Genomic DNA, 23033 nt, shown 5'->3' on the forward strand with positions numbered 1-23033 from the left:
CGCGAAATGCGCCAGATGGAAGGCGGCTGGGCGTCGACCTACCTGATCGACCAGTCCAAGACCCGTCTGGAGCGCCTGGGCTTCTTCAAGGAAGTGAACGTCGAGACCCCAGCGGTGCCAGGCACCGACGACCAGGTCGACGTCAACTACAGCGTTGAAGAGCAGGCATCCGGTTCGATCACCGCCAGCGTCGGCTTCGCCCAGAGCGCGGGCCTGATCCTGGGTGGTTCGATCAGCCAGAGCAACTTCCTCGGTACCGGTAACAAGGTGTCCGTCGGCCTGACCCGTTCGGAATACCAGACCCGCTACAACTTCGGCTTCGTGGACCCCTACTTCACTGCCGATGGCGTCAGCCTGGGCTACAACGCGTTCTACCGTAGCACCGACTACGACGACCTTGACGTCGACGTGGCCAGCTATGCGGTGGACAGCTTCGGTGCCGGCGTGAGCCTTGGCTACCCGATCAGCGAAACGTCGCGCCTGACCTATGGCCTGAGCGTGCAGCAGGACAAGATCAAGACCGGCAAGTACACCGTCGACGAGATCTTCGACTTCCTCGACCAGGAAGGCGATAACTTCCTGAACTTCAAGGCCTCGATCGGCTGGTCCGAATCGACCCTGAACAAAGGTGTGCTGGCTACCCGTGGTCACTCGCAAAGCCTGACCCTGGAATCCACCATTCCGGGTAGCGACCTGTCGTTCTTCAAGCTCGACTACCGCGGCCAGCTGTTCATGCCAGTTACCAACGACTACACCCTCCGCCTGCACACTGAACTGGGCTATGGTGACGGTTACGGCAGCACCTCTGGCCTGCCGTTCTACGAGAACTACTTCGCGGGTGGCTTCAACTCCGTTCGCGGCTTCAAGGACAGCAGCCTGGGCCCACGCAGTACGCCAAGTATTGGTGAGGCCGCGGGCGGCAAGCCAGGTACCATCGCCGACCCGGACCAGGATCCGTTGCCGTTTGGTGGTAACGTGCTGGTGCAAGGCGGTGTCGAGTTGCTGTTCCCGCTGCCGTTCGTCAAGGACCAGCGCTCGCTGCGCACGTCCGTGTTCTGGGACGTGGGTAACGTGTTCGACACCAATTGCGGCAACAAGCCGGATTGCCAGAAGGTCGGTTTCTCGGGTATGGCCAGTTCGGTCGGCCTGGGTGTGACCTGGATCACCGCACTGGGCCCGCTGAGCTTCAGCCTGGCAATGCCGGTGAAGAAGCCGGACGATGCCGATACCCAGGTGTTCCAATTCTCTCTGGGCCAGACCTTCTAAGGTCGGCCCTTGCTTAATGACAACGGTTTATCCAGGAGTGCATCGTGCGTAAATTGGCTCAATTGGCCGTAGTGGCCGCGGCGCTGGTCGCCACCCCGGCATTCGCCGAAATGAAGGTAGCCGTTCTGAACTATCAGATGGCTCTGCTCGAATCGGATGCCGCCAAGAAATACGCGGTGGATGCCGAGAAGAAGTTCGGCCCGCAACTGACCAAGCTGAAAAGCCTGGAAAGCAGCGCCAAGGGCATCCAGGATCGCCTGATCAAGGGCGGCGACAAGATGCAGCAGCAGGAGCGTGAGCGCCTGGAGCTCGAATTCAAGCAAAAGGCCCGTGACTTCCAGTTCCAGTCCAAGGAACTGAACGAAGCCAAGGCCGTTGCCGATCGCGACATGCTCAAGCAGCTGAAGCCGAAGCTGGATGGCGCCGTCGAGGAAGTGATCAAGAAGGGCGGTTTCGACCTGGTCCTCGAGCGTGGTGCGGTCATCGATGTCAAACCTCAGTACGACATCACCCGCCAGGTCATCGAGCGCATGAACCAAGCCCGTTGATATGAGTGTGACCATGACGCTAGGCCAGCTGGCCGAGGCCCTCGGTGCCACCCTCAAGGGGCTCGAGGCGTTGCAGATTACCGGGCTGGCTACCTTGCAGGAGGCAGGCCCCGGTCAATTGAGTTTCCTCGCCAACCCGCAGTACCGCAAATACCTGGATAACTGCCAGGCGGGTGCGGTATTGCTCAAGGCTACGGATGCCGAAAGCTTCGCTGGCAATGCCCTGATCGTGGCCGACCCGTACCAGGCGTATGCGCGTATTTCCCACCTGTTCGACCCCAAACCCAAGGCTGTGGCGGGAATTCATCCCAGCGCCGTGGTGGCTGAGGACGCGCAGGTGCACGCCAGCGCCAGTATCGGGCCGTTCGCGGTTATCGAAAGCGGCGCGCGCATCGACGCTGATGTCAGCATCGGTGCACATTGCTTCATCGGTGCGCGTTGCGTTGTAGGTGAAGGCGGCTGGCTGGCGCCGCGGGTGACCTTGTACCACGACGTCACCATCGGCAAGCGCGTGGTCATCCAGTCGGGTGCTGTGATCGGCGGCGAAGGCTTCGGCTTTGCCAATGAGAAAGGCATCTGGCGCAAGATCGCCCAGATTGGCGGCGTCACCATTGGTGATGACGTGGAAATCGGCGTCAATACCGCCGTCGATCGTGGCGCGCTGTCCGACACGCGGATCGGTGACGGGGTAAAGCTCGACAACCAGATCCAGATCGCCCACAACGTGCAGATCGGTGACCACACGGCCATGGCCGCTTGCGTGGGCATTTCCGGCAGTACGCGCATCGGCAAGCATTGCATGCTGGCCGGCGGCGTAGGCCTGGTTGGGCACATTGATATTTGCGATAACGTTTTTGTTTCCGGGATGACCATGGTAACCCGTTCGATCACTGAACCCGGTTCCTATTCATCCGGCACAGCCATGCAGCCTTTGGCTGACTGGCGCAAGAGCGCTGCGCGTATCCGTCAGCTCGATGACATGGCCAAGCGCCTGCAGCAGCTGGAAAAACGCGTCGATACCGTGACCTCAGGTGGCCTGCCGACATCAGAAGGCTGATACCATTTCCTGAGCAAGAGTGAACAGTCGCTAGCTGGCTCCTCTTTGGATTGCAAAAGGAGCGTTTGGTCAGCACCTGCGCTCCCTATTCTTATTACAGGCTTCCCCCCCGAAATGATGGACATCAACGAGATTCGCGAATACCTGCCTCACCGTTACCCGTTCCTGCTGGTGGACCGGGTGACGGATCTGGACTTCGAGGCCCAGAGCATTCGTGCCTACAAGAATGTCAGCATCAATGAGCCGTTCTTCAACGGCCATTTCCCGGCGCATCCGATCATGCCGGGCGTGCTGATCATCGAGGCAATGGCCCAGGCGGCCGGGATTCTCGGGTTCAAGATGCTCGACGCCAAGCCGGCCGATGGCACCCTGTACTACTTTGTCGGTTCCGACAAGCTGCGCTTCCGCCAGCCGGTACTGCCGGGCGACCAACTGGTGTTGGAAGCCAAGTTCATCAGCCGCAAGCGCATGATCTGGAAGTTCGAATGCCGTGCACTGGTTGACGGCAAGGCCGTCTGCTCGGCAGAAATCACATGCGCGGAACAGTCCCTATGAATTCGATTGACCCTCGGGCCATTATCGATCCGTCGGCCAAGCTGGCCGATGGCGTCGAGGTCGGCCCTTGGTCGATCGTTGGCCCCGATGTGGAAATCGGGGAGGGCACCGTTATCGGCCCGCATGTTGTGCTCAAAGGCCCGACCCGCATCGGCAAGCACAACCGGATCTTCCAGTTTTCGTCCATCGGTGAAGACACCCCGGACCTCAAGTACAAGGGTGAACCGACGCGCCTGGTGATCGGTGACCACAACGTGTTCCGCGAAGGGGTGACCATTCACCGTGGTACCGTTCAGGACCGTGCAGAAACCACGGTGGGTGACCATAACCTGATCATGGCCTATGCCCACATTGGTCACGACAGTGTCATCGGCAACCACTGCATCCTGGTCAACAACACGGCGCTGGCCGGCCATGTGCACGTGGGCGACTGGGCGATCCTGTCCGGCTACACCCTGGTGCACCAGTACTGCCATATCGGCGCCCACGCGTTTTCCGGCATGGGCACGGCGATCGGCAAGGACGTCCCGGCCTTCGTTACCGTGTTCGGCAGCCCGGCCGAAGCCCGCAGCATGAACTTCGAGGGCATGCGCCGTCGCGGTTTCAGCGACGAGGTGATCCACGTGCTGCGTCGTTGCTACAAGATTGTCTATCGTCAGGGTCTGACCGTCGAAGACGCGCTCAAGGAACTGGCCGAAATGGCCGCGCAACATCCTGAGGTCGAACTGTTCCGTCAGTCGATCGTGAACTCCGCCCGCGGCATCACCCGCTGACATGGCCCAGCTTTGCGTAGCCTTGGTCGCAGGTGAGGCCAGCGGTGATATTCTGGGCTCGGGCTTGATGCGTGCCCTCCGGGCACGTCACCCCGATGTACGTTTCATTGGCGTTGGCGGCCCGTTGATGGAAGCCGAAGGCCTGCAATCGTACTTTCCCATGGAGCGCCTGGCCGTCATGGGCCTGGTCGAAGTGCTGGGGCGCCTGCGCGAGCTGCTCAAGCGCCGCAAGCTGCTTATCCAGACGCTGATCGACGAAAAGCCGGATGTCTTCATCGGCATCGACGCCCCGGACTTCACCCTCAACATCGAACTGAAACTGCGCCAGGTCGGGATCAAGACCGTGCATTACGTCAGCCCGTCGGTCTGGGCGTGGCGGCAAAAGCGCGTGCTGAAAATTCGCGAAGGCTGTGACCTGATGCTGACCCTGCTGCCGTTCGAGGCGCGGTTCTACGAAGAGCAGGGTGTGCCGGTGCGCTTTGTCGGTCACCCGCTGGCCGACACCATCCCGCTCGAGGCAGACCGCCCGGCAGCGCGTGCAGCGCTGGGGCTGGGCGAAGGGCCGGTGGTGGCCCTGATGCCGGGTAGCCGGGGAGGCGAAGTAGGCCGCCTGGGGGCGTTGTTCCTCGATGCCGCCGAGCATCTGCGCCAGCAGGTGCCGGGCGTGCGCTTCGTGCTGCCATGCGCCAATGCCGCGCGGCGCGCCCAGGTCGAGCAGATGCTCGAAGGGCGTGAGTTGCCATTGACCCTGCTCGACGGCCAGTCTCACCAGGCCTTGGCGGCCTGTGACGCGGTACTGATCGCGTCGGGCACTGCCACCCTGGAGGCGCTGTTGTACAAGCGTCCAATGGTGGTGGCCTACCGCCTTGCGCCGTTGACCTACTGGATTCTCAAGCGCCTGGTGAAGAGCCCCTACGTGTCCTTGCCTAACCTGCTTGCCCAGCGCGAGCTGGTGCCCGAGTTGCTGCAAGACGCTGCTACCAGCGAAGCCTTGGCCAACACCCTTGCGCCGCTGGTGCGCGATGGCAGCCAGCAGACCGAACGTTTCGACGAAATTCATCGCACCCTGCGCCGTGACGCCTCCAACCAGGCGGCGCAAGCGGTACTGGCCTTGCTCAAGGACCGCTGACATGCAAATTGGACTGGACTTCAACCTGGTCGAAGACCTGGTTGCCGGCGTTGACGAAGTGGGCCGCGGCCCGCTGTGCGGCGCAGTGGTTACGGCGGCGGTGATCCTCGATCCCGCACGCCCGATCCTCGGCCTGAACGATTCGAAGAAGCTGACCGAAGCCAAACGCGAGGCGTTGTTCGATGAGATCTGCGAAAAGGCCCTGAGCTTCTGCATCGCCCGCGCCGAGGTCGAGGAAATCGACCGCCTGAACATCCTGCAGGCCACCATGCTGGCCATGCAGCGAGCGGTGGAAGGCCTGCACATTACGCCCAAGCTGGCCTTGATCGATGGTAACCGCTGCCCCAAGCTGGCGGTGCCGGCGTCGCCGGTGGTCAAAGGCGATAGCCAGGTGCCGGCAATCGCGGCTGCTTCGATCCTGGCCAAGGTGACCCGTGACCGCGAGATGAGCGCCTTTGAGCTGATCTACCCAGGGTATGGCATGGGTGGGCACAAGGGCTACCCGACTCCGGTGCACCTTGAGGCTTTGGCACGGCTGGGGCCGACGCCCATTCATCGGCGTTCCTTTGCCCCGGTGCGGGCGGCCTGGGAAGCACGCGAAGGCGTCATCGACTCGTTAATCTGATGAACTAGGGCCGCTATGCGGCCCGATCGCGACACAAGGCCGCTCCTACAGGTGTTACGCGATCTCCTGTAGGAGCGGCCTTGTGTCGCGATGGGCTGCGAAGCAGCCCCAAAACCCCCGCGCAATTAAGCTACAATCCCGCCCTTGTCGTTCGCCACTGCTACAGGATCTTCCATGTCGGTTCCCTTCGTTCACCTGCGCGTCCACTCCGAATTCTCGCTGGTCGACGGCCTGGTGCGGATCAAACCGCTGGCCAAGGCGCTGGCGGGGATGAACATGCCGGCGGTGGCGATCACCGACCAGAGCAACATGTGCTCGCTGGTGAAGTTCTACAAGACTGCCATGGGCGCCGGCATCAAGCCGATCTGCGGCGCTGACCTGTGGCTGGCCGGTGCCGACCCGGAAGCGCCGTTGTCGCGTATCTGCTTCCTGGCCATGAACCCTACGGGCTACCGCAACCTCACCGAGTTGATTTCGCGCGGCTGGACTGACGGCCAGCGCAATGGCCTGGTCATCCTCCAGCGGGAATGGATCGCCCCTGCCAGCGAGGGCATGATTGCCCTGTCTGCCGGCAAGGAAGGCGACATCGGCATGGCCTTGCTGGCCGGCCGGGACGAAGAAGCCCAGTCCCTGCTGCAAGACTGGATGGGCATGTTCCCCGAGCGCTTCTACGTCGAAGTGCAACGCACCAACCGTGCCCGGGACGAAGAGTACGTGCACGCGGCGGTAGCGCTGGCCGACAAGTTCGGCGCCCCGCTGGTGGCCACCAACGATGTGCGTTTCGTCAAGCAAACCGACTTCGACGCCCACGAAACCCGCGTGTGCATCGGCGAGGGCTGGACCCTCGACGACCCGCGCCGCCCGCGTGGCTACAGTGACCAGCAGTACCTGAAGTCGGCCGAGGAAATGGCCGAGCTGTTCAGCGACCTGCCCGACGCCATCGCCAACACCGTCGAGATCGCCAAGCGCTGTAACATCCAGGTACAGCTGGGCAAGTACTTCCTGCCCGACTTCCCCACGCCCAACGGCATGGGCATTGACGACTACCTACGGCACGTGTCCCACGAAGGCCTGGAAGAGCGCCTGGCGATTCTGTGGCCCAAAGACACCACGCCCAATTACGAAGAAAAGCGCCAGGTGTACCTGGACCGCCTGAAGTTCGAGCTGGACATCATCATCCAGATGGGCTTCCCCGGTTACTTCCTGATCGTTATGGACTTCATCAAGTGGGCCAAGAACAACGACGTGCCGGTAGGCCCGGGGCGTGGTTCGGGTGCCGGCTCACTGGTGGCCTACGTGCTGAAGATCACCGACCTCGACCCGCTGGCCTATGACCTGCTGTTCGAGCGCTTCCTCAACCCTGAACGTGTTTCCATGCCCGACTTCGACGTCGACTTCTGCATGGACGGCCGTGACCGGGTGATCGACTATGTGGCCGAGGCCTATGGCCGCAACGCGGTGAGCCAGATCATCACCTTTGGCACCATGGCCGCCAAGGCGGTGGTGCGCGACGTGGCGCGGGTGCAGGGCAAGTCCTACGGCCTGGCCGACCGCCTGTCGAAGATGATCCCGTTCGAAGTGGGCATGACCCTGGAGAAAGCCTACGAGCAGGAAGAAATCCTGCGCGACTTCCTCAAGGGTGACGAAGACGCCCGCGAAATCTGGGACATGGCCCTGAAGCTCGAAGGCGTGACCCGGGGTACCGGCAAGCACGCCGGTGGTGTGGTTATCGCCCCGACCAAGCTTACCGACTTCTCGCCGATCGCCTGTGACGAAGAGGGCGGCGGCCTGGTAACCCAGTTCGACAAGGATGACGTCGAGGCCGCGGGCCTGGTGAAGTTCGACTTCCTCGGCCTGCGTACGCTTACCATCATCAAGTGGGCGATGGAGATCATCAACCGCGAGCAGGCCAAGAACAACCTGCCCGATCTCAACATCGACTTCATCCCGCTGGACGACCGCAAGACCTACGAGCTGTTGCAGAAGGCCGAAACCACGGCAGTCTTCCAGCTTGAATCGCGTGGCATGAAGGAGCTGATCAAGAAGCTCAAGCCCGACTGCCTGGAAGACCTTATCGCACTGGTGGCGCTGTTCCGCCCGGGCCCGCTGCAATCGGGCATGGTGGATGACTTCATCAACCGCAAGCACGGCCGCGCCGAACTGGCCTACCCGCATGCCGACTATCAGTACGAAGGCCTCAAGCCGGTACTGGCGCCGACCTACGGCATCATCCTGTACCAGGAACAGGTGATGCAGATTGCCCAGGTCATGGCCGGCTATACCCTTGGCGGCGCTGACATGCTGCGCCGGGCAATGGGTAAGAAAAAACCCGAGGAGATGGCCAAGCAGCGCGGCGGTTTCATCGAAGGTTGCGTCGCCAACAATATCGATGCGGACCTGGCCGGTAACATCTTCGACCTGGTAGAAAAGTTCGCCGGCTACGGCTTCAACAAATCCCACTCCGCTGCCTATGGCCTGGTGTCGTACCAGACCGCCTGGCTGAAAACCCACCACCCGGCGCCGTTCATGGCCGCGGTACTGTCGGCGGACATGCACAACACCGACAAGGTGGTGGTGCTGGTCGAGGAAGTACGCAGCATGAAGCTGCGCCTCGACGCGCCGGACGTGAACTTCTCCGACTTCAAGTTCACCGTGAACAACGATGGCCGTATCGTCTACGGCCTGGGCGCGATCAAGGGCGTCGGCGAAGGCCCGGTGGAGGCCATCGTCGAAGCCCGTGCCCAGGGCGGGCCGTTCAAGGACCTGTTCGATTTCTGTGAACGCATCGACCTCAAACGGGTCAACAAGCGAACCCTCGATGCGTTGGTGCGCAGCGGGGCGCTGGACCGCCTGGGTCCGCATTTTCATGATGAGATCAAGGCCTACCAGGCCAACATCGACATCAACCGGGCGACCTTGCTCTCGGCGCTGGGCGAAGCCATCAAGGCCGCCGAGCAGGCCGCGCATACCGCTGACAGTGGTCACGTCGACCTGTTCGGCAGCATGTTCGACGCCGTGGATGTCGATGTCTACGCCAACCACCGCAAAGTGCGCGAGCTGACCCTGAAGGAGCGCCTGAAGGGCGAAAAGGACACCCTGGGCTTGTACCTCACCGGGCACCCGATCGACGAGTACGAGACCGAGATCCGCCGCTTTGCCCGCCAGCGCATCATCGACCTCAAGCCGTCACGCGAAACCCAGACCATCGCCGGCATGATCATTGCGCTGCGGGTGATGAAGAACAAGAAGGGCGACAAGATGGGCTTTGTTACCCTGGATGACCGTTCCGGGCGCATCGAAGCCTCGCTGTTTGCCGATGCCTACATCGCGGCACAGTCCTTGCTGCAGAACGATGCCATGGTGGTGGTCGAGGGCGAGGTCAGCAACGACGACTTCTCCGGTGGCTTGCGCCTGCGGGTGAAGCAGGTGATGACCATGGAAGACGCGCGTACCAAGCTGGCCGAAAGCCTGCGCCTGAAGGTTGCACACGAAGCGCTCAAGGGCGACCGCCTGAAGTGGCTGGGTGAGCTGATCACCCGCCATCGCGGTGCTTGCCCGATCACCCTGGAATACACCGGCAGCGACGCCAAGGCCATGCTGCAGTTCGGTGAGCAGTGGTCGATCGACCCGGCCGATGGGCTGATTCAGGCGCTGCGTGACCAGTTCGGCCGTGAGAACGTCTTCCTGCAATATCGTTGAACCGACAAAAATTTAATCTCGACCTGAATGCGCCTGATCCCTTAAGGTAGGGCGCCAAACGGATCAACCGGCCGGCCGCCTGGCCGTAGACCCAAGACGGATGACTATGAACCCGAATTTTCTCGATTTCGAACAGCCGATTGCCGACCTGCAAGCCAAGATCGAAGGCCTGCGCCTGGTAGGCAACGACAACTCGCTGAACATCAGCGATGAAATTGCCCGTCTGCAAGACAAGAGCAACACCCTGACCGAAAGCATCTTCGGCAACCTGACCAGCTGGCAGATCGCCCGCCTGGCCCGTCACCCGCGTCGTCCGTACACCCTGGACTACCTGGAGCACATCTTCACCGAGTTCGAAGAGCTTCACGGTGACCGCCACTTCTCCGACGACGCCGCCATCGTGGGCGGTACCGCACGCCTGGACGGCAAACCGGTCATGGTCATCGGCCACCAGAAGGGCCGTGAAGTGCGCGAAAAGGTACGCCGCAACTTCGGCATGCCGCGCCCGGAAGGCTACCGCAAGGCCTGCCGCCTGATGGAAATGGCCGAGCGCTTCAAGATGCCGATCCTGACCTTCATCGACACCCCGGGTGCCTACCCGGGCATCGACGCCGAAGAGCGCAACCAGAGCGAGGCCATTGCCTGGAACCTGCGTGTGATGGCGCGCCTGAAAACCCCGATCATCGCCACCGTGATCGGCGAGGGTGGTTCCGGCGGTGCACTGGCCATTGGTGTGTGCGACCAACTGAACATGCTGCAGTACTCCACCTACTCGGTGATCTCGCCGGAAGGCTGCGCTTCGATCCTGTGGAAGACTGCCGACAAGGCAGCTGACGCGGCCGAGGCCATGGGCATTACTGCCGAGCGCCTGAAGAGCCTGAACATTGTCGACAAGGTCATCCAGGAGCCGCTGGGCGGCGCCCACCGTGACCCGGCCAAGATGTCGGAAAGCATCCGTGCTGACCTCGTGCAGCAGCTGGACATGCTCGGCAAGTTCGATAACGACGCGTTGCTGGCTCGCCGTTACGAGCGCCTGATGAGCTACGGCCTCTGATAACGAGATGAATGGCACCGGCTTCGCCGGTGTTCGCGGCGGTTCGACGCCTCGACACGCCCGCTCCCACATGTACTGCGCTGCCCTCGCGGCTTGCGCCATACCTGTGGGAGCGGGCGTGCCCGCGAATGCTCCCTTGAATGGAGTGCGGGTTCGATGATCAACCTCACCCCCTGGCTGAAAGCCCCCACCTGGTATGTCGCCTTCTCTGGCGGCCTCGATTCCACCGTCCTCCTGCACCTGCTGGCCGATCACGCCCGCATCCACGCCTCACCCCCATTGCGCGCCATTCACGTCCACCACGGCCTGCAACCCGCCGCTGACGCCTGGCCTGCCCACTGCCAAGCCATCTGCGACAACCTCGGCATCGAACTCCAGGTCATCCACGTCAAGGTCACCGTCGGTGCCAGCCTTGAACAGGCCGCTCGTGATGCCCGCTATGATGCCTTCAGGCAAGCCCTTGGCCCAGGCGATATCCTGTTCACCGGCCAGCACCGCGACGACCAGGCCGAGACCCTGCTGTTCCGTCTGCTACGCGGCGCCGGCCTGCGCGGCCTGGCCGCCATGCCGGGGCAGCGGGCGTTGGGGCAGGGGTGCCTGGCCAGGCCGTTGCTGGGCTGTTCCCGGCAACAGTTGCAGGACTATGCCAAGGTCCACGGGCTGCGCTGGATCGAAGACCCGTCAAACGCCGACACACAATTTGCCCGCAATTACCTGCGCCGCGACGTGCTCCCGCGCTTGCAGCAGCGTTGGCCGCAGGCCACCCAGAACTTCGCCCGGGCTGCAGATCATCTGGGCGAGGCATTGGGCCTGCTGGACGAGCTGGCACAAGCCGACCTGGCGCTTGCAGGGCAGGGGGCGCCCGTCGCCTGGCCGGGGCTGGACTCCCTCGACCTGGCCGCCCTGATGGCCCTGTCGCCGGCCCGTCAGCGCAATGCCCTGCAATACTGGCTGAGCCAACGCACCCGCCTGCCCGACACCCGGCATTGGGCGGGTTGGGCTGACCTGCGTGATGCCGGCGCCGATGCCCAGCCGGCCTGGCGGTTGGCCGATGGGCAACTGCTGCGCAGCCACGGGCGTATCTGGTGGTTGAGTGGCGACTGGCTGCAGCCGCCCGCGGGTCAACTGGCCTGGGTCGATACAAGCCTGCCTTTGCAGCTGCCGGGCAACGGCAGCGTGCGTCTTGTTGGCGCAGCTGCGCTGGACGGGTTGCGCATTGCCTACCGCCAGGGCGGCGAAGTTGTCGAGCTTGCCGGCCGCGGCCGGCGCGACCTCAAGCGCTTGCTCAACGAGCAACAGGTGCCGCATTTCCTGCGCCCGCGCCTGCCGCTGCTGTACAAGGGCGAGCGCCTGCTGGCGGTGGCCAACCTGCCCGGGCTGGTACAGGCTGATTGCCAGCTGCATTGGCAATTGCCGACGAGCGCACAAGGTTTGAGCTGAAGGGTACATTCCGGTAGACTACCCTCCCTTCTTGATACAACTTCTGTGGGTTCCGCGAAAACACAGCAGTTGCCGATTACCAAGCAGTTTTTTGCTGGGCTGATTCTGAAAATGACGAGCGAGCTCCATGCCGGGGATACCCCTGGTCTGTACAGACGCGGCAGTTTTTTTGAGATGCACTGTGATTGACGCAGGTGATCGGGGGCTTCGGCCTTCCTTCGCTTTCTCCGGCGGCCCAGGCCGCCTTAACGCAGACTTCTAGGGTTTTTCATGACGCGCTACATATTCGTCACGGGCGGTGTTGTTTCTTCATTGGGGAAAGGCATTGCCTCGGCTTCCCTGGCGGCCATCCTGGAAGCGCGGGGCCTGAAGGTCACCATGCTCAAGCTGGATCCGTACATCAACGTCGATCCGGGCACCATGAGCCCGTTCCAGCACGGTGAGGTGTTCGTCACCCACGATGGCGCCGAGACCGACCTTGACCTGGGCCACTACGAGCGGTTCATCCGCACCACGATGACCCAGAACAACAACTTCACCACCGGCCGTATCTACGAGCACGTGCTGCGCAAAGAGCGTCGTGGTGATTACCTGGGCGCGACCATCCAGGTCATCCCGCACATCACCGACGAAATCAAGCGTCGCATCATCAAGGGCGCCGGCGATGCCGACGTGGCCCTGGTGGAAATCGGCGGTACCGTGGGTGACATCGAGTCGCAGCCGTTCCTCGAGGCAATTCGCCAGCTGCGCGTCGAAGTGGGCTCCAAGCGCGCCATGCTGATGCACCTGACCCTGGTTCCGTACATCGCCACCGCTGGCGAGACCAAGACCAAGCCGACCCAGCACTCGGTCAAGGAACTGCGCTCCATCGGCCTGCAGCCTGACGTGCTGATCTGCCGCTCCGACCACCCGGTCGATGCTTCGTCGCGTCGCAAGATCGCGCTGTTCACCAACGTTGAAGAGCGTGCGGTGATCTCGCTGGAAGACGTCGACACCATCTACAAGATCCCGGGCGTGCTGCACGCACAGGGCCTGGACGACTTCGTCGTCGAGCGCTTCGGCCTGCAGTGCAATAGCGCCGACCTGTCCGAGTGGGACAAAGTGGTCGATGCCAAGCTCAACCCGGAGCAGGAAGTGACCATCGCCATGGTCGGCAAGTACATGGAGCTGCTGGACGCGTACAAGTCGCTGATCGAAGCGATGAGCCACGCCGGCATCACCAACCGTACCAAGGTCAACCTGCGTTACATCGACTCGGAAGACATCGAGAACCAGGGCACCAGCCTGCTCGAAGGCGCCGACGCCATCCTGGTGCCGGGCGGTTTCGGTCTGCGCGGCGTTGAAGGCAAGATCACCGCGGTGCAATACGCCCGTGAGAACAAGGTGCCGTACCTGGGTATCTGCCTGGGCATGCAGGTGGCGGTTATCGAATTCGCCCGTAACGTGTTGGGCTGGAAAGACGCCAACTCCACCGAATTCGACCGCAACAGCGGCCACCCGGTGGTCGGCCTGATCACCGAATGGGCCGATGCCACCGGTGCCGTCGAAACCCGTACCGAGGCTTCCGACCTGGGTGGCACCATGCGCCTGGGCGCACAGGATTGCCAGCTGGTAGCCGGTTCCAAGGTGCACGACTGCTACGGCAAGGACGTGATCACCGAGCGTCACCGCCATCGCTACGAAGTGAACAACAACCTGCTGCCGCAACTGGTCGACGGTGGCCTGGTGGTTTCCGGCCGTTCCGAAGACGGCGCACTGGTAGAAGTGGTCGAGTCCAAGGACCACCCATGGTTCGTCGCCTGCCAGTTCCACCCGGAATTCACCTCGACTCCGCGTGACGGCCACCCGCTGTTCAGTGGTTTCGTCAAGGCAGCCCTGGCTCAGAAGAACAAGGCCTGATCAATGACCCAGAAGATCATTCGCGTCGGTAACATCGAGATCGCCAACGACAAGCCGTTCGTCCTGTTCGGCGGCATGAACGTCCTGGAATCCCGTGACCTGGCAATGAAGGTCTGCGAGGAATATGTACGGGTCACCGAGAAGCTCGGTATCCCGTACGTGTTCAAGGCCAGCTTCGACAAGGCCAACCGTTCGTCGGTGACGTCTTATCGTGGCCCGGGCATGGAAGAAGGGCTGAAGATCTTCGAAGAGATCAAACGCACCTTCAACGTGCCGGTGATCACCGATGTGCACGAGCCTTACCAGTGCGAGCCGGTGGCCAAGGTGTGCGACATCATCCAGTTGCCGGCCTTCCTGTCGCGCCAGACCGACCTGGTCGTCGCGATGGCCAAGACAGGCGCGGTGATCAACATCAAGAAGGCGCAGTTCCTCGCACCGCACGAAATGAAGCACATCCTCGCCAAGTGCGTCGAGGCCGGCAACGACCAGCTCATCCTGTGTGAGCGCGGCTCGAGCTTCGGCTACAACAACCTGGTGGTGGACATGCTCGGCTTCGGGATCATGAAGCAGTTCGAGTACCCGGTGTTCTTCGATGTGACCCACGCCCTGCAGACGCCGGGTGGTCGCGCCGATTCCGCCGGTGGCCGCCGTGCCCAGGTCACCGACCTGGCCAAGGCCGGCATGAGCCAAGGCCTGGCCGGCCTGTTCCTCGAAGCCCACCCCGATCCGGACAACGCCAAATGCGATGGCCCATGCGCCTTGCGCCTGGACAAACTGGAGCCATTCCTGGCCCAGCTCAAGCAACTGGACGACCTGGTGAAAAGTTTTCCGACGGTAGAAACCGCGTAAAGCTCATTTCTCGGGTAAAGTACCGCCCGATCCACCCCTGACCAATCGGTCAGGGGCTCCCTTCACCCGGCCTGCCCACTGCAAGTCCGCCCGGTGAACGGCAAGAATTTCTTAAGCTAAGTTGTTTTCGTCAATTCTGGAGTGCTTACAACAATGGCAAAAATCGTCGACATCAAAGGTCGTGAAGTTCTCGATTCGCGTGGCAACCCCACCGTGGAAGCCGATGTACTGCTCGACAACGGCATCATCGGCAGCGCTTGCGCGCCGTCCGGTGCTTCCACCGGCTCGCGCGAAGCGCTGGAGCTGCGTGATGGCGACAAGAGCCGTTACCTGGGCAAGGGCGTGCTGAAGGCCGTTGCCAACATCAACGGCCCGATCCGTGACCTGCTGCTGGGCAAGGACCCTTCCGACCAGAAGGCCCTGGACCACGCCATGATCGAGCTGGACGGTACCGAGAACAAGGCCAAGCTGGGCGCCAACGCCATCCTGGCGGTTTCCCTGGCCGCCGCCAAGGCTGCTGCCCAGGACCAGGACCTGCCGCTGTACGCGCACATCGCCAACCTGAACGGTACCCCGGGCCAGTACTCGATGCCGGTTCCGATGATGAACATCATCAACGGTGGCGAGCACGCCGACAACAACGTCGACATCCAGGAGTTCATGGTTCAGCCGGTTGGCGCCAAGACATTCTCCGACGGCCTGCGCATGGGTACCGAAATCTTCCACCACCTCAAAGCCGTGCTCAAGGCCCGTGGCCTGAACACTGCCGTAGGTGACGAAGGTGGTTTCGCCCCGAACCTGGCTTCCAACGAAGACGCCCTGGGCGCCATCGCCGAAGCCGTTGAAAAAGCCGGCTACAAGCTGGGCACCGACGTGACCCTGGCCCTGGACTGCGCGGCTTCGGAATTCTACGAAGACGGCAAGTACAACCTGTCCGGCGAAGGCAAGTCGTTCGACGCCGAAGGTTTCGCTGACTACCTGAAAGGCCTGACCGAGCGCTTCCCGATCATCTCGATCGAAGATGGCCTGGACGAGTCCGACTGGGCTGGCTGGAAAATCCTCACCGACAAGATCGGTGAAAAGGTACAGCTGGTTGGCGACGACCTGTTCGTGACCAACACCAAGATCCTCAAGGAAGGCATCGAGAAGGGCATCGGTAACTCGATCCTGATCAAGTTCAACCAGATCGGCTCGCTGACCGAAACCCTGGAAGCCATCCAGATGGCCAAGGCTGCCGGCTACACCGCAGTCATCTCGCACCGTTCCGGTGAAACCGAAGACTCGACCATTGCCGACCTGGCTGTAGGTACCGCTGCCGGCCAGATCAAGACCGGTTCGCTGTGCCGTTCCGACCGCGTTTCCAAGTACAACCAGCTGCTGCGCATCGAAGAGCAACTGGGCGCCAAAGCGGTGTACCGTGGTCGTGCCGAGTTTCGCGGCTAAGCAAGAGATGGTAAAAAGACAGCAGCCGCAGTTGTAGGAACGTTCGTACTGATCTTTCCTTCATTGCAACGGGTTTCTGTCAACGAAGCCTGGCCTCGGCCAGGCTTCGTGCTATTCGAGGCCCCGACGTGACAAATACGCGGCAGCCTTTTCAAACTGGATAACGTGATGCGCAGTCCCTATTGGGTGTTCCTCGTTCTGCTCCTGCTGCTGGGTGGCCTGCAGTACCGCCTGTGGGTGGGTAATGGCAGCCTGGCGCAAGTGACCGAACTGAAGCAGCAGATTGACGAGCAGCATGCCGAGAACGAGCGCCTGCTTGAGCGTAACCGCGTGCTCGATGCCGAAGTGCTGGAGCTGAAAAAAGGCATGGAGACCGTTGAAGAGCGGGCTCGCCACGAATTGGGAATGGTCAAAGAGGGCGAAACCCTCTTCCAGTTGCCACAGAAATGATCGATACCTTACCGGCCTTCTGGGCCGTGATTCCTGCTGCGGGTGTTGGTGCCCGCATGGCTGCCGACCGACCCAAGCAATACCTGGAGTTGGCCGGGCAGACCCTTCTCGAGCACAGCCTCGACTGTTTTCTTGGCCACCCGTCGCTCAAGGGTGTGGTGGTCAGCATTGCCGAAGACGACCCGTACTGGCCCGGCCTGCGCTGCGCCAGCGACCCGCGCATCCAGCGTGCGGCGGGCGGGCGTGAGCGCGCCGACTCGGTGCTTAACGCCTTGCTGTTGCTGCATGCCCAAGGGGCGTCGGACAGCGACTGGGTGCTGGTGCACGATGCCGCGCGGCCGAACCTGGCGCGCAGCGACCTGGACAAGTTGTTGTCGGAGCTGGCAGACGACCCGGTGGGGGGCCTGCTGGCGGTGCCGGCGCGTGACACGCTCAAGCGTGCCGACGGCAAGGGCCGGGTGAGCGCTACCGTGGACCGCAGCACCATCTGGCAGGCCTATACGCCGCAGATGTTCCGCCTTGGCGCCTTGCACCGGGCATTGGCCGAGTGCCTGGTGTCGGATGTGCTGGTAACCGATGAGGCCTCGGCCATTGAGTGGTCCGGCCACGCGCCGCGACTGGTCGAAGGGCGCAGCGACAACATCAAGGTGACCCGGCCGGAAGATCTGGAATGGTTGCGTCAGCGTTGGGCCGGGCGGCGCTGAAGGTCAAGACCGGTGTTGGCTTCTTCGCGGGCATGCCCGCTCCCACAGGATGGCGCCGTATCTGTGGGAGCGGGCGAGCCCGCGAAGAGGCCAGTACAGCCAGCACACCTCTTCAGGCCAACCGATACTCCGGCAACCCCGCCAACCCTTCCTTCAGGTAATCCACCAACCTCCGCACCTTCGGCGACAAATGCCGCTGCTGCGGGTACAACGCCCACACCGCCGTATTCGGCGGCTGGTGCCCCTCCAGCAACGACACCAGCGCACCACTGTGCAGGTGCTCCAGCACGTAATAGTCCGGCAGCTGGCACAGCCCCATCCCCAGCAACGCCGCATCCAGCACCGCCTGCCCGCTGTTGCAGCGCCAGTTCCCCTGTACCCGCTGGCTGATCTCCCGCCCGTCCTGCTGCAACGCCCACAAATCCGAACTACCCACCAGGCAATTGTGCCGCGCCAGTTCCGACAGGCTGTGCGGCCGGCCATAACGTTCCAGGTAAGCCGGCGAGGCACACAGGTACATGCGCCGCGGCGCCAGGCGCGTGGCCACCAGTCGAGAGTCGGCCAGCCGGCCCAGGCGAATGGCCAGGTCCATGCCTTCATGCAGCAGGTCGAGGGTGTGGTTGCTCAACTCCACATCAACCCGCAACTGCGGGTATAGCGCCATGAACCGTGTCACCAGCGGCACGATGAAACGCTCGCCGTAGGCCACCGCGCAGGTCATGCGCAACAGCCCTTTGGGCTCGCTGGCCAGGTCGCCCATGGCGCGCAGGGCTTCCTCGCGGCCATCCTGCAAACGCTGACAGTGTTGCAAAAAGGTCTGCCCGGCCTCGCTCAGGGTTACCCGGCGCGTACTGCGGTACAGCAGGCGAGTCTGCAGGCGCTCCTCCAGCCTGGCGATCTGCCGGCTGATGTGCGACGAAGAAACCCCCAGGCGCTCGGCGGCTGCCGTGAACTGGCCTAATTCGGCCACGGCGACGAATTCGTCGATGCCTTCCCAGCGGCTGCTCATGGATTATCCCTGTGTGGCAATAATGTTTTGTCTTTGTCCTGATTATTCATCAAAAAGCGCTGAATTACACTGCAAGCCTGAATCGACCCTCTGTCTGGAGACCTTTGATGATCAAGTCCCGTGCTGCCGTAGCCTTCGAGGCCAAGAAACCCCTGGAAATCGTTGAAGTCGACGTTGCCATGCCCAAGGCCGGCGAAGTGCTGCTGCGCGTGGTCGCCAGCGGTGTGTGCCACACCGATGCATACACCCTGTCCGGTGCAGACCCGGAAGGCATCTTCCCGTCGATCCTTGGCCACGAAGGCGGTGCGATCGTTGAAGCGGTTGGCGAGGGCGTGACTTCGGTAGCTGTCGGCGACCACGTGATCCCGCTGTACACCCCGGAATGCGGCAAGTGCAAATTCTGCCTGTCGGGCAAGACCAACCTGTGCCAGGCCATCCGCGCTACCCAGGGCAAAGGCCTGATGCCGGACGGCACCACGCGCTTCTCCTACAAGGGCCAGCAGCTGTTCCACTACATGGGGACCTCGACCTTCTCCGAGTACACCGTGCTGCCGGAAATCTCCGTGGCCAAGATCCAGAAAGAAGCCCCGCTGGAAAAGGTGTGCCTGCTGGGCTGTGGCGTTACCACCGGTATCGGCGCGGTGCTGAACACCGCCAAGGTCAAACCGGGTGACACCGTGGCCATCTTCGGTCTCGGCGGCATCGGTTTGTCGGCAGTGATCGGTGCGGTCAAGGCCAAGGCCTCGCGCATCATCGCCATCGACATCAACCCGGCCAAGTTCGAGATTGCCCGTCAGCTGGGCGCTACCGACTGCATCAACCCGAAAGACTACGACCGCCCGATCCAGGAAGTGATCGTCGACCTCACCGACGGTGGCGTGGACTTCTCCTTCGAGTGCATCGGCAACGTGCAACTGATGCGTGCGGCGTTGGAGTGCTGCCACAAAGGTTGGGGCGAGTCGGTGATCATCGGTGTGGCCGGTGCCGGCCAGGAAATCGCCACCCGTCCGTTCCAGCTGGTGACCGGCCGGGTATGGCGCGGTTCGGCGTTCGGTGGCGTGCGTGGCCGCAGCGAGCTGCCAAGCTACGTGGAAATGTCCGAGAAGGGCGAGATTCCGCTGGACACCTTCATCACCCACACCATGGGCCTGGAGGACATCAACAAAGCCTTCGACCTGATGCATGAAGGCAAGAGCATCCGCAGCGTGATCCACTTCTGAGGTCAGCCATGAGCCTGGATAACATCTCCTGCCAGAAGAGCTTCGGCGGCTGGCACAAGCGTTACCGGCATCACTCCAAGGTGCTGGGCTGTGACATGGTGTTTGCCGTGTACCTGCCGCCGCAGGCTGAGCAGGGCGAGAAGCTGCCGGTGCTGTATTGGCTCAGTGGCCTCACCTGCACCGATGAGAACTTCATGCAGAAGGCCGGCGCCCAGCGCCTGGCCGCGGAGCTTGGGCTGATCATCGTCGCCCCCGACACCAGCCCGCGTGGCGAGCAGGTGCCCGGCGACCCGGACGGCGCCTGGGACTTCGGCCTGGGGGCTGGCTTCTACCTCAACGCCACCCAGCAACCCTGGGCCAAGCACTACCGCATGCACGACTATGTGGTGGAGGAGTTGCCCGCCCTGATCGAGGCGCATTTCCCGGCATCGGCCGAGCGCAGCATCAGCGGCCACTCCATGGGCGGGCATGGCGCATTGGTGTGCGCCCTGCGCAACCCGGGGCGCTACCGCTCGGTGTCGGCGTTCTCGCCGATCAGCAACCCGATGGATTGCCCGTGGGGCGAGAAGGCCTTCAGCCGCTACCTGGGTGAAGACCGTGCGCGCTGGCGTGAATGGGATGCCAGCGTATTGCTCTGCGAAACCCCTGCCGGCGAATGCCCGCCGTTGCTGGTGGACCAGGGCGACCGTGACGACTTCCTCGAAAAGCAGCTCAAGCCTGAAGCGCTGGAGCAGGCTGCACGCAAAGGGGGCCATGAACTGACCCTGCGCCTGCAGCCTGGCTATGACCATAGCTACTACTTCATTGCCAGCTTCATCGAAGAGCACCTGCGCCATCATGCGGTGGCACTGGGGCGGGTGTAGGGCATAGCCCAGGTGTTTGCCCCATCGCCGGCAAGCCAGCTCCCACAGGTACTGCACAGGCCTGATGGGCTATGGTGATCCTGTGGGAGCTGGCTTGCCGGCGATGGGCTGCGAAGCAGCCCTTATACCTCAAAAGCAGGTAGAATCACGCCCTGACTCATTCAGGGCGTTTTTCTATGCGTATTGGCCACGGCTACGATGTGCACCGTTTCTGCGACGGTGATTTCATTACCTTGGGCGGGGTGCGTATCCCGCACAAATTCGGCCTGCTGGCCCACTCCGACGGCGATGTGCTGCTGCACGCCCTGAGCGATGCCTTGCTTGGCGCGGCTGCGCTGGGTGACATCGGCAAGCATTTCCCCGACACCGACCCGCAATTCAAGGGCGCCGACAGCCGCGTGCTGCTGCGTCACGTGGTCGCTGTCGTCAAGGCCAAAGGCTGGAAGGTCGGCAATATCGACGCCACCATCGTCGCCCAGGCGCCAAAGATGGCCCCGCACATCGAAACCATGCGCCAGCTGATCGCCGAAGACCTGCAGGTCGAACTCGACCAGGTCAACGTCAAGGCCACCACTACCGAAAAACTGGGCTTCTGTGGCCGCGAGGAGGGGATTGCCGTGCATTCGGTCGCCCTGCTGCTGCCAGCATGACCGAACTGGAACTGCTGGGCCCGCGCGCATCGGGCGAACCACTGGGTACCGCCGTGCTCAAGGCGGTAGCCGAAGACTTCCAGGTCGACGAAGTGCTGGACATTCCACTGGCCGGCCAGGGTGAGCACCTGTGGCTGTGGGTCGAGAAGCGTGACCTTAACACCGAGGAAGCCGCCCGCCGCCTGGCCCGCGCTGCGGGTGTGCCGGTGCGCACCATCAGTTATGCCGGGCTCAAGGACCGGCAGGCCCTGACCCGCCAGTGGTTCAGCCTGCACCTGCCGGGCAAGGCCGACCCAGACCTGTCGCGTGCCGAAGACACCAGCCTGCGGGTGCTCAAGCAGGTGCGCCACCAGCGCAAGCTGCAGCGCGGTGCGCATTCGGCGAACGGTTTTACCCTGCGCCTGACCGGCCTGGTTGCCGATCACCAGGCGGTTGATGCCCGTCTGGAACAGCTCAAGCAGCACGGTGTGCCCAACTATTTCGGCACCCAGCGCTTCGGCCATGGCGGCGGCAACGTCCATGATGCCCTCGACTGGGCCGCGCGGAAAGCCTTGCCCGAACAGCGTAACGTGCGTTCGCGCCTGCTCTCGGCCGGGCGCAGCTACCTGTTCAATCAGGTGCTGGCTGCACGTGTCGCCGAAGGTAGCTGGGCGCGTGCGCAAGTCGGCGACCTGCTGGCGTTCACCGACAAGCGCAGCTTCTTCCCTGCCGGCGAGGCGGAATGTGCCGACCCACGCCTGGCGATTCTCGACCTGCACCCGACCGGCCCGATGTGGGGCGAGGGCGCTTCGCCTGCTGGCGGGGCCACAGCCGACCTGGAAAACACCATTGGTGCAGGCCAGCCGGCACTTTGCCAGTGGCTGGCCCAGGCGGGCATGGATCACGAACGGCGCATTTTGCGGCTCCCTATTGGCGGCCTGACATGGCATTATCCCGAGCCTGATATCCTGCAACTGGAATTCGTCCTGCCGGCCGGATGCTTCGCCACCGTGGTGGTGCGTGAAGTCGTGGATCTGGTGTCGGCAGGGCAGACGGACAGCCCATGCGTATTCTGATTTCGAACGACGACGGTGTTACCGCACCCGGCATCGCCGCGCTGCACGCTGCGCTGGTGGATTATGCCGAGTGCGCGGTGATCGCCCCGGATCAAGACAAGAGCGGCGCCGGCAGTTCGCTGACGCTGGACCGGCCGCTGCACCCGCAAACCCTGGCCAACGGGTTCATCAGCCTCAACGGCACGCCGACCGACTGCGTGCACCTGGGGCTCAACGGGCTGTTGCCGTACACGCCAGACATGGTCGTGTCGGGCATCAACCTCGGGGCCAACCTGGGTGATGACGTGCTGTATTCGGGCACGGTCGCCGCAGCGTTGGAAGGCCGCTTCCTGGGCGGTACGTCGCTGGCGTTCTCGCTGTTGTCACGCCAGCCGGACAACCTGCCGTCCGCAGCCCATATCGCCCGTCGCCTGGTCGAGGCACAGTCGCGCCTGGCGCTGCCGCCACGCACCGTGCTCAACGTCAATATCCCCAACCTGCCGCTCGAGCACATCCGGGGCATCCAGCTCACCCGTCTCGGGCACCGGGCCCGGGCGGCGGCACCGACCAAGGTGGTCAACCCACGCGGCAAGGAAGGCTACTGGATCGCCGTGGCCGGTGATGCCGAGGACGGCGGGCCGGGTACCGACTTCCATGCGGTCATGCAGGGCTACGTATCGATCACCCCGCTGCAACTCGATCGCACCTTCAATGATGCCTTCGAGCAACTCGACGGTTGGCTGGAGGGCCTGCTCTGATGCGCGAG

At 62.8% G+C, this 23033-nt stretch carries 21 protein-coding genes; 20 read left to right on the forward strand and 1 reads right to left on the reverse strand.

Annotated features, from left to right (window positions below; all coding sequences use genetic code 11):
* The 15 genes from bamA to ispD form a co-directional block, all read left to right on the forward strand.
* On the forward strand, window positions 1–1266 hold a 1266-nt coding region (gene bamA / locus ACIQUI_RS23930; protein ID WP_403203159.1), incomplete at its 5' end, for an outer membrane protein assembly factor BamA.
* Between the two features lie 44 nt (window positions 1267–1310).
* Entirely contained in the window at window positions 1311–1814 is a 504-nt protein-coding gene (locus tag ACIQUI_RS23935; RefSeq protein WP_012270843.1) for an OmpH family outer membrane protein, read from the forward strand.
* A gap of 1 nt (window position 1815) precedes the next feature.
* Window positions 1816–2871, forward strand: a complete 1056-nt coding sequence (gene lpxD / locus ACIQUI_RS23940; RefSeq protein WP_403203160.1) for a UDP-3-O-(3-hydroxymyristoyl)glucosamine N-acyltransferase — start codon at window positions 1816–1818, stop codon at window positions 2869–2871.
* A 114-nt stretch (window positions 2872–2985) separates the two neighbouring features.
* A complete protein-coding gene (fabZ, locus tag ACIQUI_RS23945) occupies window positions 2986–3426 on the forward strand; it encodes a 3-hydroxyacyl-ACP dehydratase FabZ (protein WP_125465208.1) in 441 nt (146 codons plus the stop codon).
* Complete coding sequence (lpxA, locus tag ACIQUI_RS23950) at window positions 3423–4199, forward strand: acyl-ACP--UDP-N-acetylglucosamine O-acyltransferase (protein WP_391130117.1); 777 nt, start codon at window positions 3423–3425, stop codon at window positions 4197–4199. Before fabZ ends, lpxA begins: the two co-directional genes overlap by 4 nt.
* A 1-nt stretch (window position 4200) precedes the next feature.
* A complete protein-coding gene (gene lpxB, locus ACIQUI_RS23955; protein ID WP_403203161.1) occupies window positions 4201–5328 on the forward strand; it encodes a lipid-A-disaccharide synthase in 1128 nt (375 codons plus the stop codon).
* 1 nt (window position 5329) lies between these two features.
* On the forward strand, window positions 5330–5953 hold the full coding sequence (gene rnhB, locus ACIQUI_RS23960; RefSeq protein ID WP_403203162.1) for a ribonuclease HII: 624 nt from the start codon (window positions 5330–5332) through the stop codon (window positions 5951–5953).
* 174 nt (window positions 5954–6127) lie between these two features.
* On the forward strand, window positions 6128–9652 hold the full coding sequence (dnaE, locus tag ACIQUI_RS23965; protein WP_403203163.1) for a DNA polymerase III subunit alpha: 3525 nt from the start codon (window positions 6128–6130) through the stop codon (window positions 9650–9652).
* 106 nt (window positions 9653–9758) lie between these two features.
* Window positions 9759–10706, forward strand: coding sequence for an acetyl-CoA carboxylase carboxyltransferase subunit alpha (locus ACIQUI_RS23970; RefSeq protein ID WP_003252323.1), 948 nt, complete (start codon window positions 9759–9761; stop codon window positions 10704–10706).
* Window positions 10707–10862: 156 nt separating this feature from the next.
* Entirely contained in the window at window positions 10863–12146 is a 1284-nt protein-coding gene (gene tilS / locus ACIQUI_RS23975; protein WP_403203164.1) for a tRNA lysidine(34) synthetase TilS, read from the forward strand.
* Window positions 12147–12416: 270 nt separating this feature from the next.
* Window positions 12417–14045 (forward strand): CTP synthase, encoded by a 1629-nt coding sequence (locus ACIQUI_RS23980; protein ID WP_403203165.1) that lies wholly within the window; start codon window positions 12417–12419, stop codon window positions 14043–14045.
* Between the two features lie 3 nt (window positions 14046–14048).
* Window positions 14049–14894: a 3-deoxy-8-phosphooctulonate synthase gene (kdsA, locus tag ACIQUI_RS23985; protein ID WP_060497316.1), complete on the forward strand. Its 846-nt coding sequence runs from the start codon at window positions 14049–14051 to the stop codon at window positions 14892–14894.
* A gap of 153 nt (window positions 14895–15047) precedes the next feature.
* The gene (gene eno / locus ACIQUI_RS23990; RefSeq protein WP_391130095.1) at window positions 15048–16337 is read left to right on the forward strand and encodes a phosphopyruvate hydratase; all 1290 of its coding nucleotides are present in this window, start codon (window positions 15048–15050) and stop codon (window positions 16335–16337) included.
* Window positions 16338–16505: 168 nt separating this feature from the next.
* Window positions 16506–16787, forward strand: a complete 282-nt coding sequence (gene ftsB / locus ACIQUI_RS23995) for a cell division protein FtsB (protein ID WP_016712918.1) — start codon at window positions 16506–16508, stop codon at window positions 16785–16787.
* On the forward strand, window positions 16784–17491 hold the full coding sequence (gene ispD, locus ACIQUI_RS24000; RefSeq protein ID WP_403203166.1) for a 2-C-methyl-D-erythritol 4-phosphate cytidylyltransferase: 708 nt from the start codon (window positions 16784–16786) through the stop codon (window positions 17489–17491). The genes ftsB and ispD overlap by 4 nt, the downstream gene beginning before the upstream one ends.
* A 112-nt stretch (window positions 17492–17603) precedes the next feature.
* Here the strand turns inward: ispD and ACIQUI_RS24005 are convergent, their stop codons facing one another.
* A complete protein-coding gene (locus tag ACIQUI_RS24005; RefSeq protein WP_403203167.1) occupies window positions 17604–18500 on the reverse strand; it encodes a LysR substrate-binding domain-containing protein in 897 nt (298 codons plus the stop codon).
* A gap of 107 nt (window positions 18501–18607) precedes the next feature.
* Here ACIQUI_RS24005 and ACIQUI_RS24010 point away from each other — a divergent pair, with 107 nt between their 5' ends.
* From ACIQUI_RS24010 to surE, 5 genes are all read left to right on the forward strand, one after another.
* Window positions 18608–19720 carry an S-(hydroxymethyl)glutathione dehydrogenase/class III alcohol dehydrogenase gene (locus tag ACIQUI_RS24010; protein WP_016712915.1) on the forward strand — a complete coding sequence of 371 codons (1113 nt, stop codon included), beginning with the start codon at window positions 18608–18610 and terminating at the stop codon, window positions 19718–19720.
* An 8-nt stretch (window positions 19721–19728) separates the two neighbouring features.
* A complete protein-coding gene (gene fghA / locus ACIQUI_RS24015; RefSeq protein WP_403203168.1) occupies window positions 19729–20583 on the forward strand; it encodes an S-formylglutathione hydrolase in 855 nt (284 codons plus the stop codon).
* A gap of 176 nt (window positions 20584–20759) precedes the next feature.
* Window positions 20760–21233 (forward strand): 2-C-methyl-D-erythritol 2,4-cyclodiphosphate synthase, encoded by a 474-nt coding sequence (gene ispF / locus ACIQUI_RS24020; RefSeq protein WP_403203169.1) that lies wholly within the window; start codon window positions 20760–20762, stop codon window positions 21231–21233.
* Window positions 21230–22288, forward strand: coding sequence for a tRNA pseudouridine(13) synthase TruD (gene truD, locus ACIQUI_RS24025; protein WP_403203170.1), 1059 nt, complete (start codon window positions 21230–21232; stop codon window positions 22286–22288). The genes ispF and truD overlap by 4 nt, the downstream gene beginning before the upstream one ends.
* Window positions 22276–23025: a 5'/3'-nucleotidase SurE gene (gene surE, locus ACIQUI_RS24030; protein WP_403203171.1), complete on the forward strand. Its 750-nt coding sequence runs from the start codon at window positions 22276–22278 to the stop codon at window positions 23023–23025. Before truD ends, surE begins: the two co-directional genes overlap by 13 nt.
* Window positions 23026–23033: the final 8 nt, after the last annotated feature.

The sequence above is a fragment of the Pseudomonas sp. NPDC090592 genome, assembly GCF_044769185.1.
In the GTDB taxonomy this organism is placed as follows: domain Bacteria; phylum Pseudomonadota; class Gammaproteobacteria; order Pseudomonadales; family Pseudomonadaceae; genus Aquipseudomonas.

Bases quoted from the DNA above. Each gene is read 5' to 3' on its own strand.
- ACIQUI_RS23980 (WP_403203165.1), top strand. From the start codon at position 12,417: ATGACGCGCTACATATTCGTCACGGGCGGTGTTGTTTCTTCATTGGGG.
- tilS (WP_403203164.1), top strand. From the start codon at position 10,863: ATGATCAACCTCACCCCCTGGCTGAAAGCCCCCACCTGGTATGTCGCC.
- ACIQUI_RS24005 (WP_403203167.1), bottom strand. From the start codon at position 18,500: ATGAGCAGCCGCTGGGAAGGCATCGACGAATTCGTCGCCGTGGCCGAA.
- ispF (WP_403203169.1), top strand. From the start codon at position 20,760: ATGCGTATTGGCCACGGCTACGATGTGCACCGTTTCTGCGACGGTGAT.
- rnhB (WP_403203162.1), top strand. From the start codon at position 5,330: ATGCAAATTGGACTGGACTTCAACCTGGTCGAAGACCTGGTTGCCGGC.
- surE (WP_403203171.1), top strand. From the start codon at position 22,276: ATGCGTATTCTGATTTCGAACGACGACGGTGTTACCGCACCCGGCATC.
- ACIQUI_RS24010 (WP_016712915.1), top strand. From the start codon at position 18,608: ATGATCAAGTCCCGTGCTGCCGTAGCCTTCGAGGCCAAGAAACCCCTG.
- kdsA (WP_060497316.1), top strand. From the start codon at position 14,049: ATGACCCAGAAGATCATTCGCGTCGGTAACATCGAGATCGCCAACGAC.
- fghA (WP_403203168.1), top strand. From the start codon at position 19,729: ATGAGCCTGGATAACATCTCCTGCCAGAAGAGCTTCGGCGGCTGGCAC.
- truD (WP_403203170.1), top strand. From the start codon at position 21,230: ATGACCGAACTGGAACTGCTGGGCCCGCGCGCATCGGGCGAACCACTG.
- eno (WP_391130095.1), top strand. From the start codon at position 15,048: ATGGCAAAAATCGTCGACATCAAAGGTCGTGAAGTTCTCGATTCGCGT.
- lpxA (WP_391130117.1), top strand. From the start codon at position 3,423: ATGAATTCGATTGACCCTCGGGCCATTATCGATCCGTCGGCCAAGCTG.
- ACIQUI_RS23970 (WP_003252323.1), top strand. From the start codon at position 9,759: ATGAACCCGAATTTTCTCGATTTCGAACAGCCGATTGCCGACCTGCAA.
- lpxD (WP_403203160.1), top strand. From the start codon at position 1,816: ATGAGTGTGACCATGACGCTAGGCCAGCTGGCCGAGGCCCTCGGTGCC.
- fabZ (WP_125465208.1), top strand. From the start codon at position 2,986: ATGATGGACATCAACGAGATTCGCGAATACCTGCCTCACCGTTACCCG.
- lpxB (WP_403203161.1), top strand. From the start codon at position 4,201: ATGGCCCAGCTTTGCGTAGCCTTGGTCGCAGGTGAGGCCAGCGGTGAT.
- ispD (WP_403203166.1), top strand. From the start codon at position 16,784: ATGATCGATACCTTACCGGCCTTCTGGGCCGTGATTCCTGCTGCGGGT.
- dnaE (WP_403203163.1), top strand. From the start codon at position 6,128: ATGTCGGTTCCCTTCGTTCACCTGCGCGTCCACTCCGAATTCTCGCTG.
- ftsB (WP_016712918.1), top strand. From the start codon at position 16,506: ATGCGCAGTCCCTATTGGGTGTTCCTCGTTCTGCTCCTGCTGCTGGGT.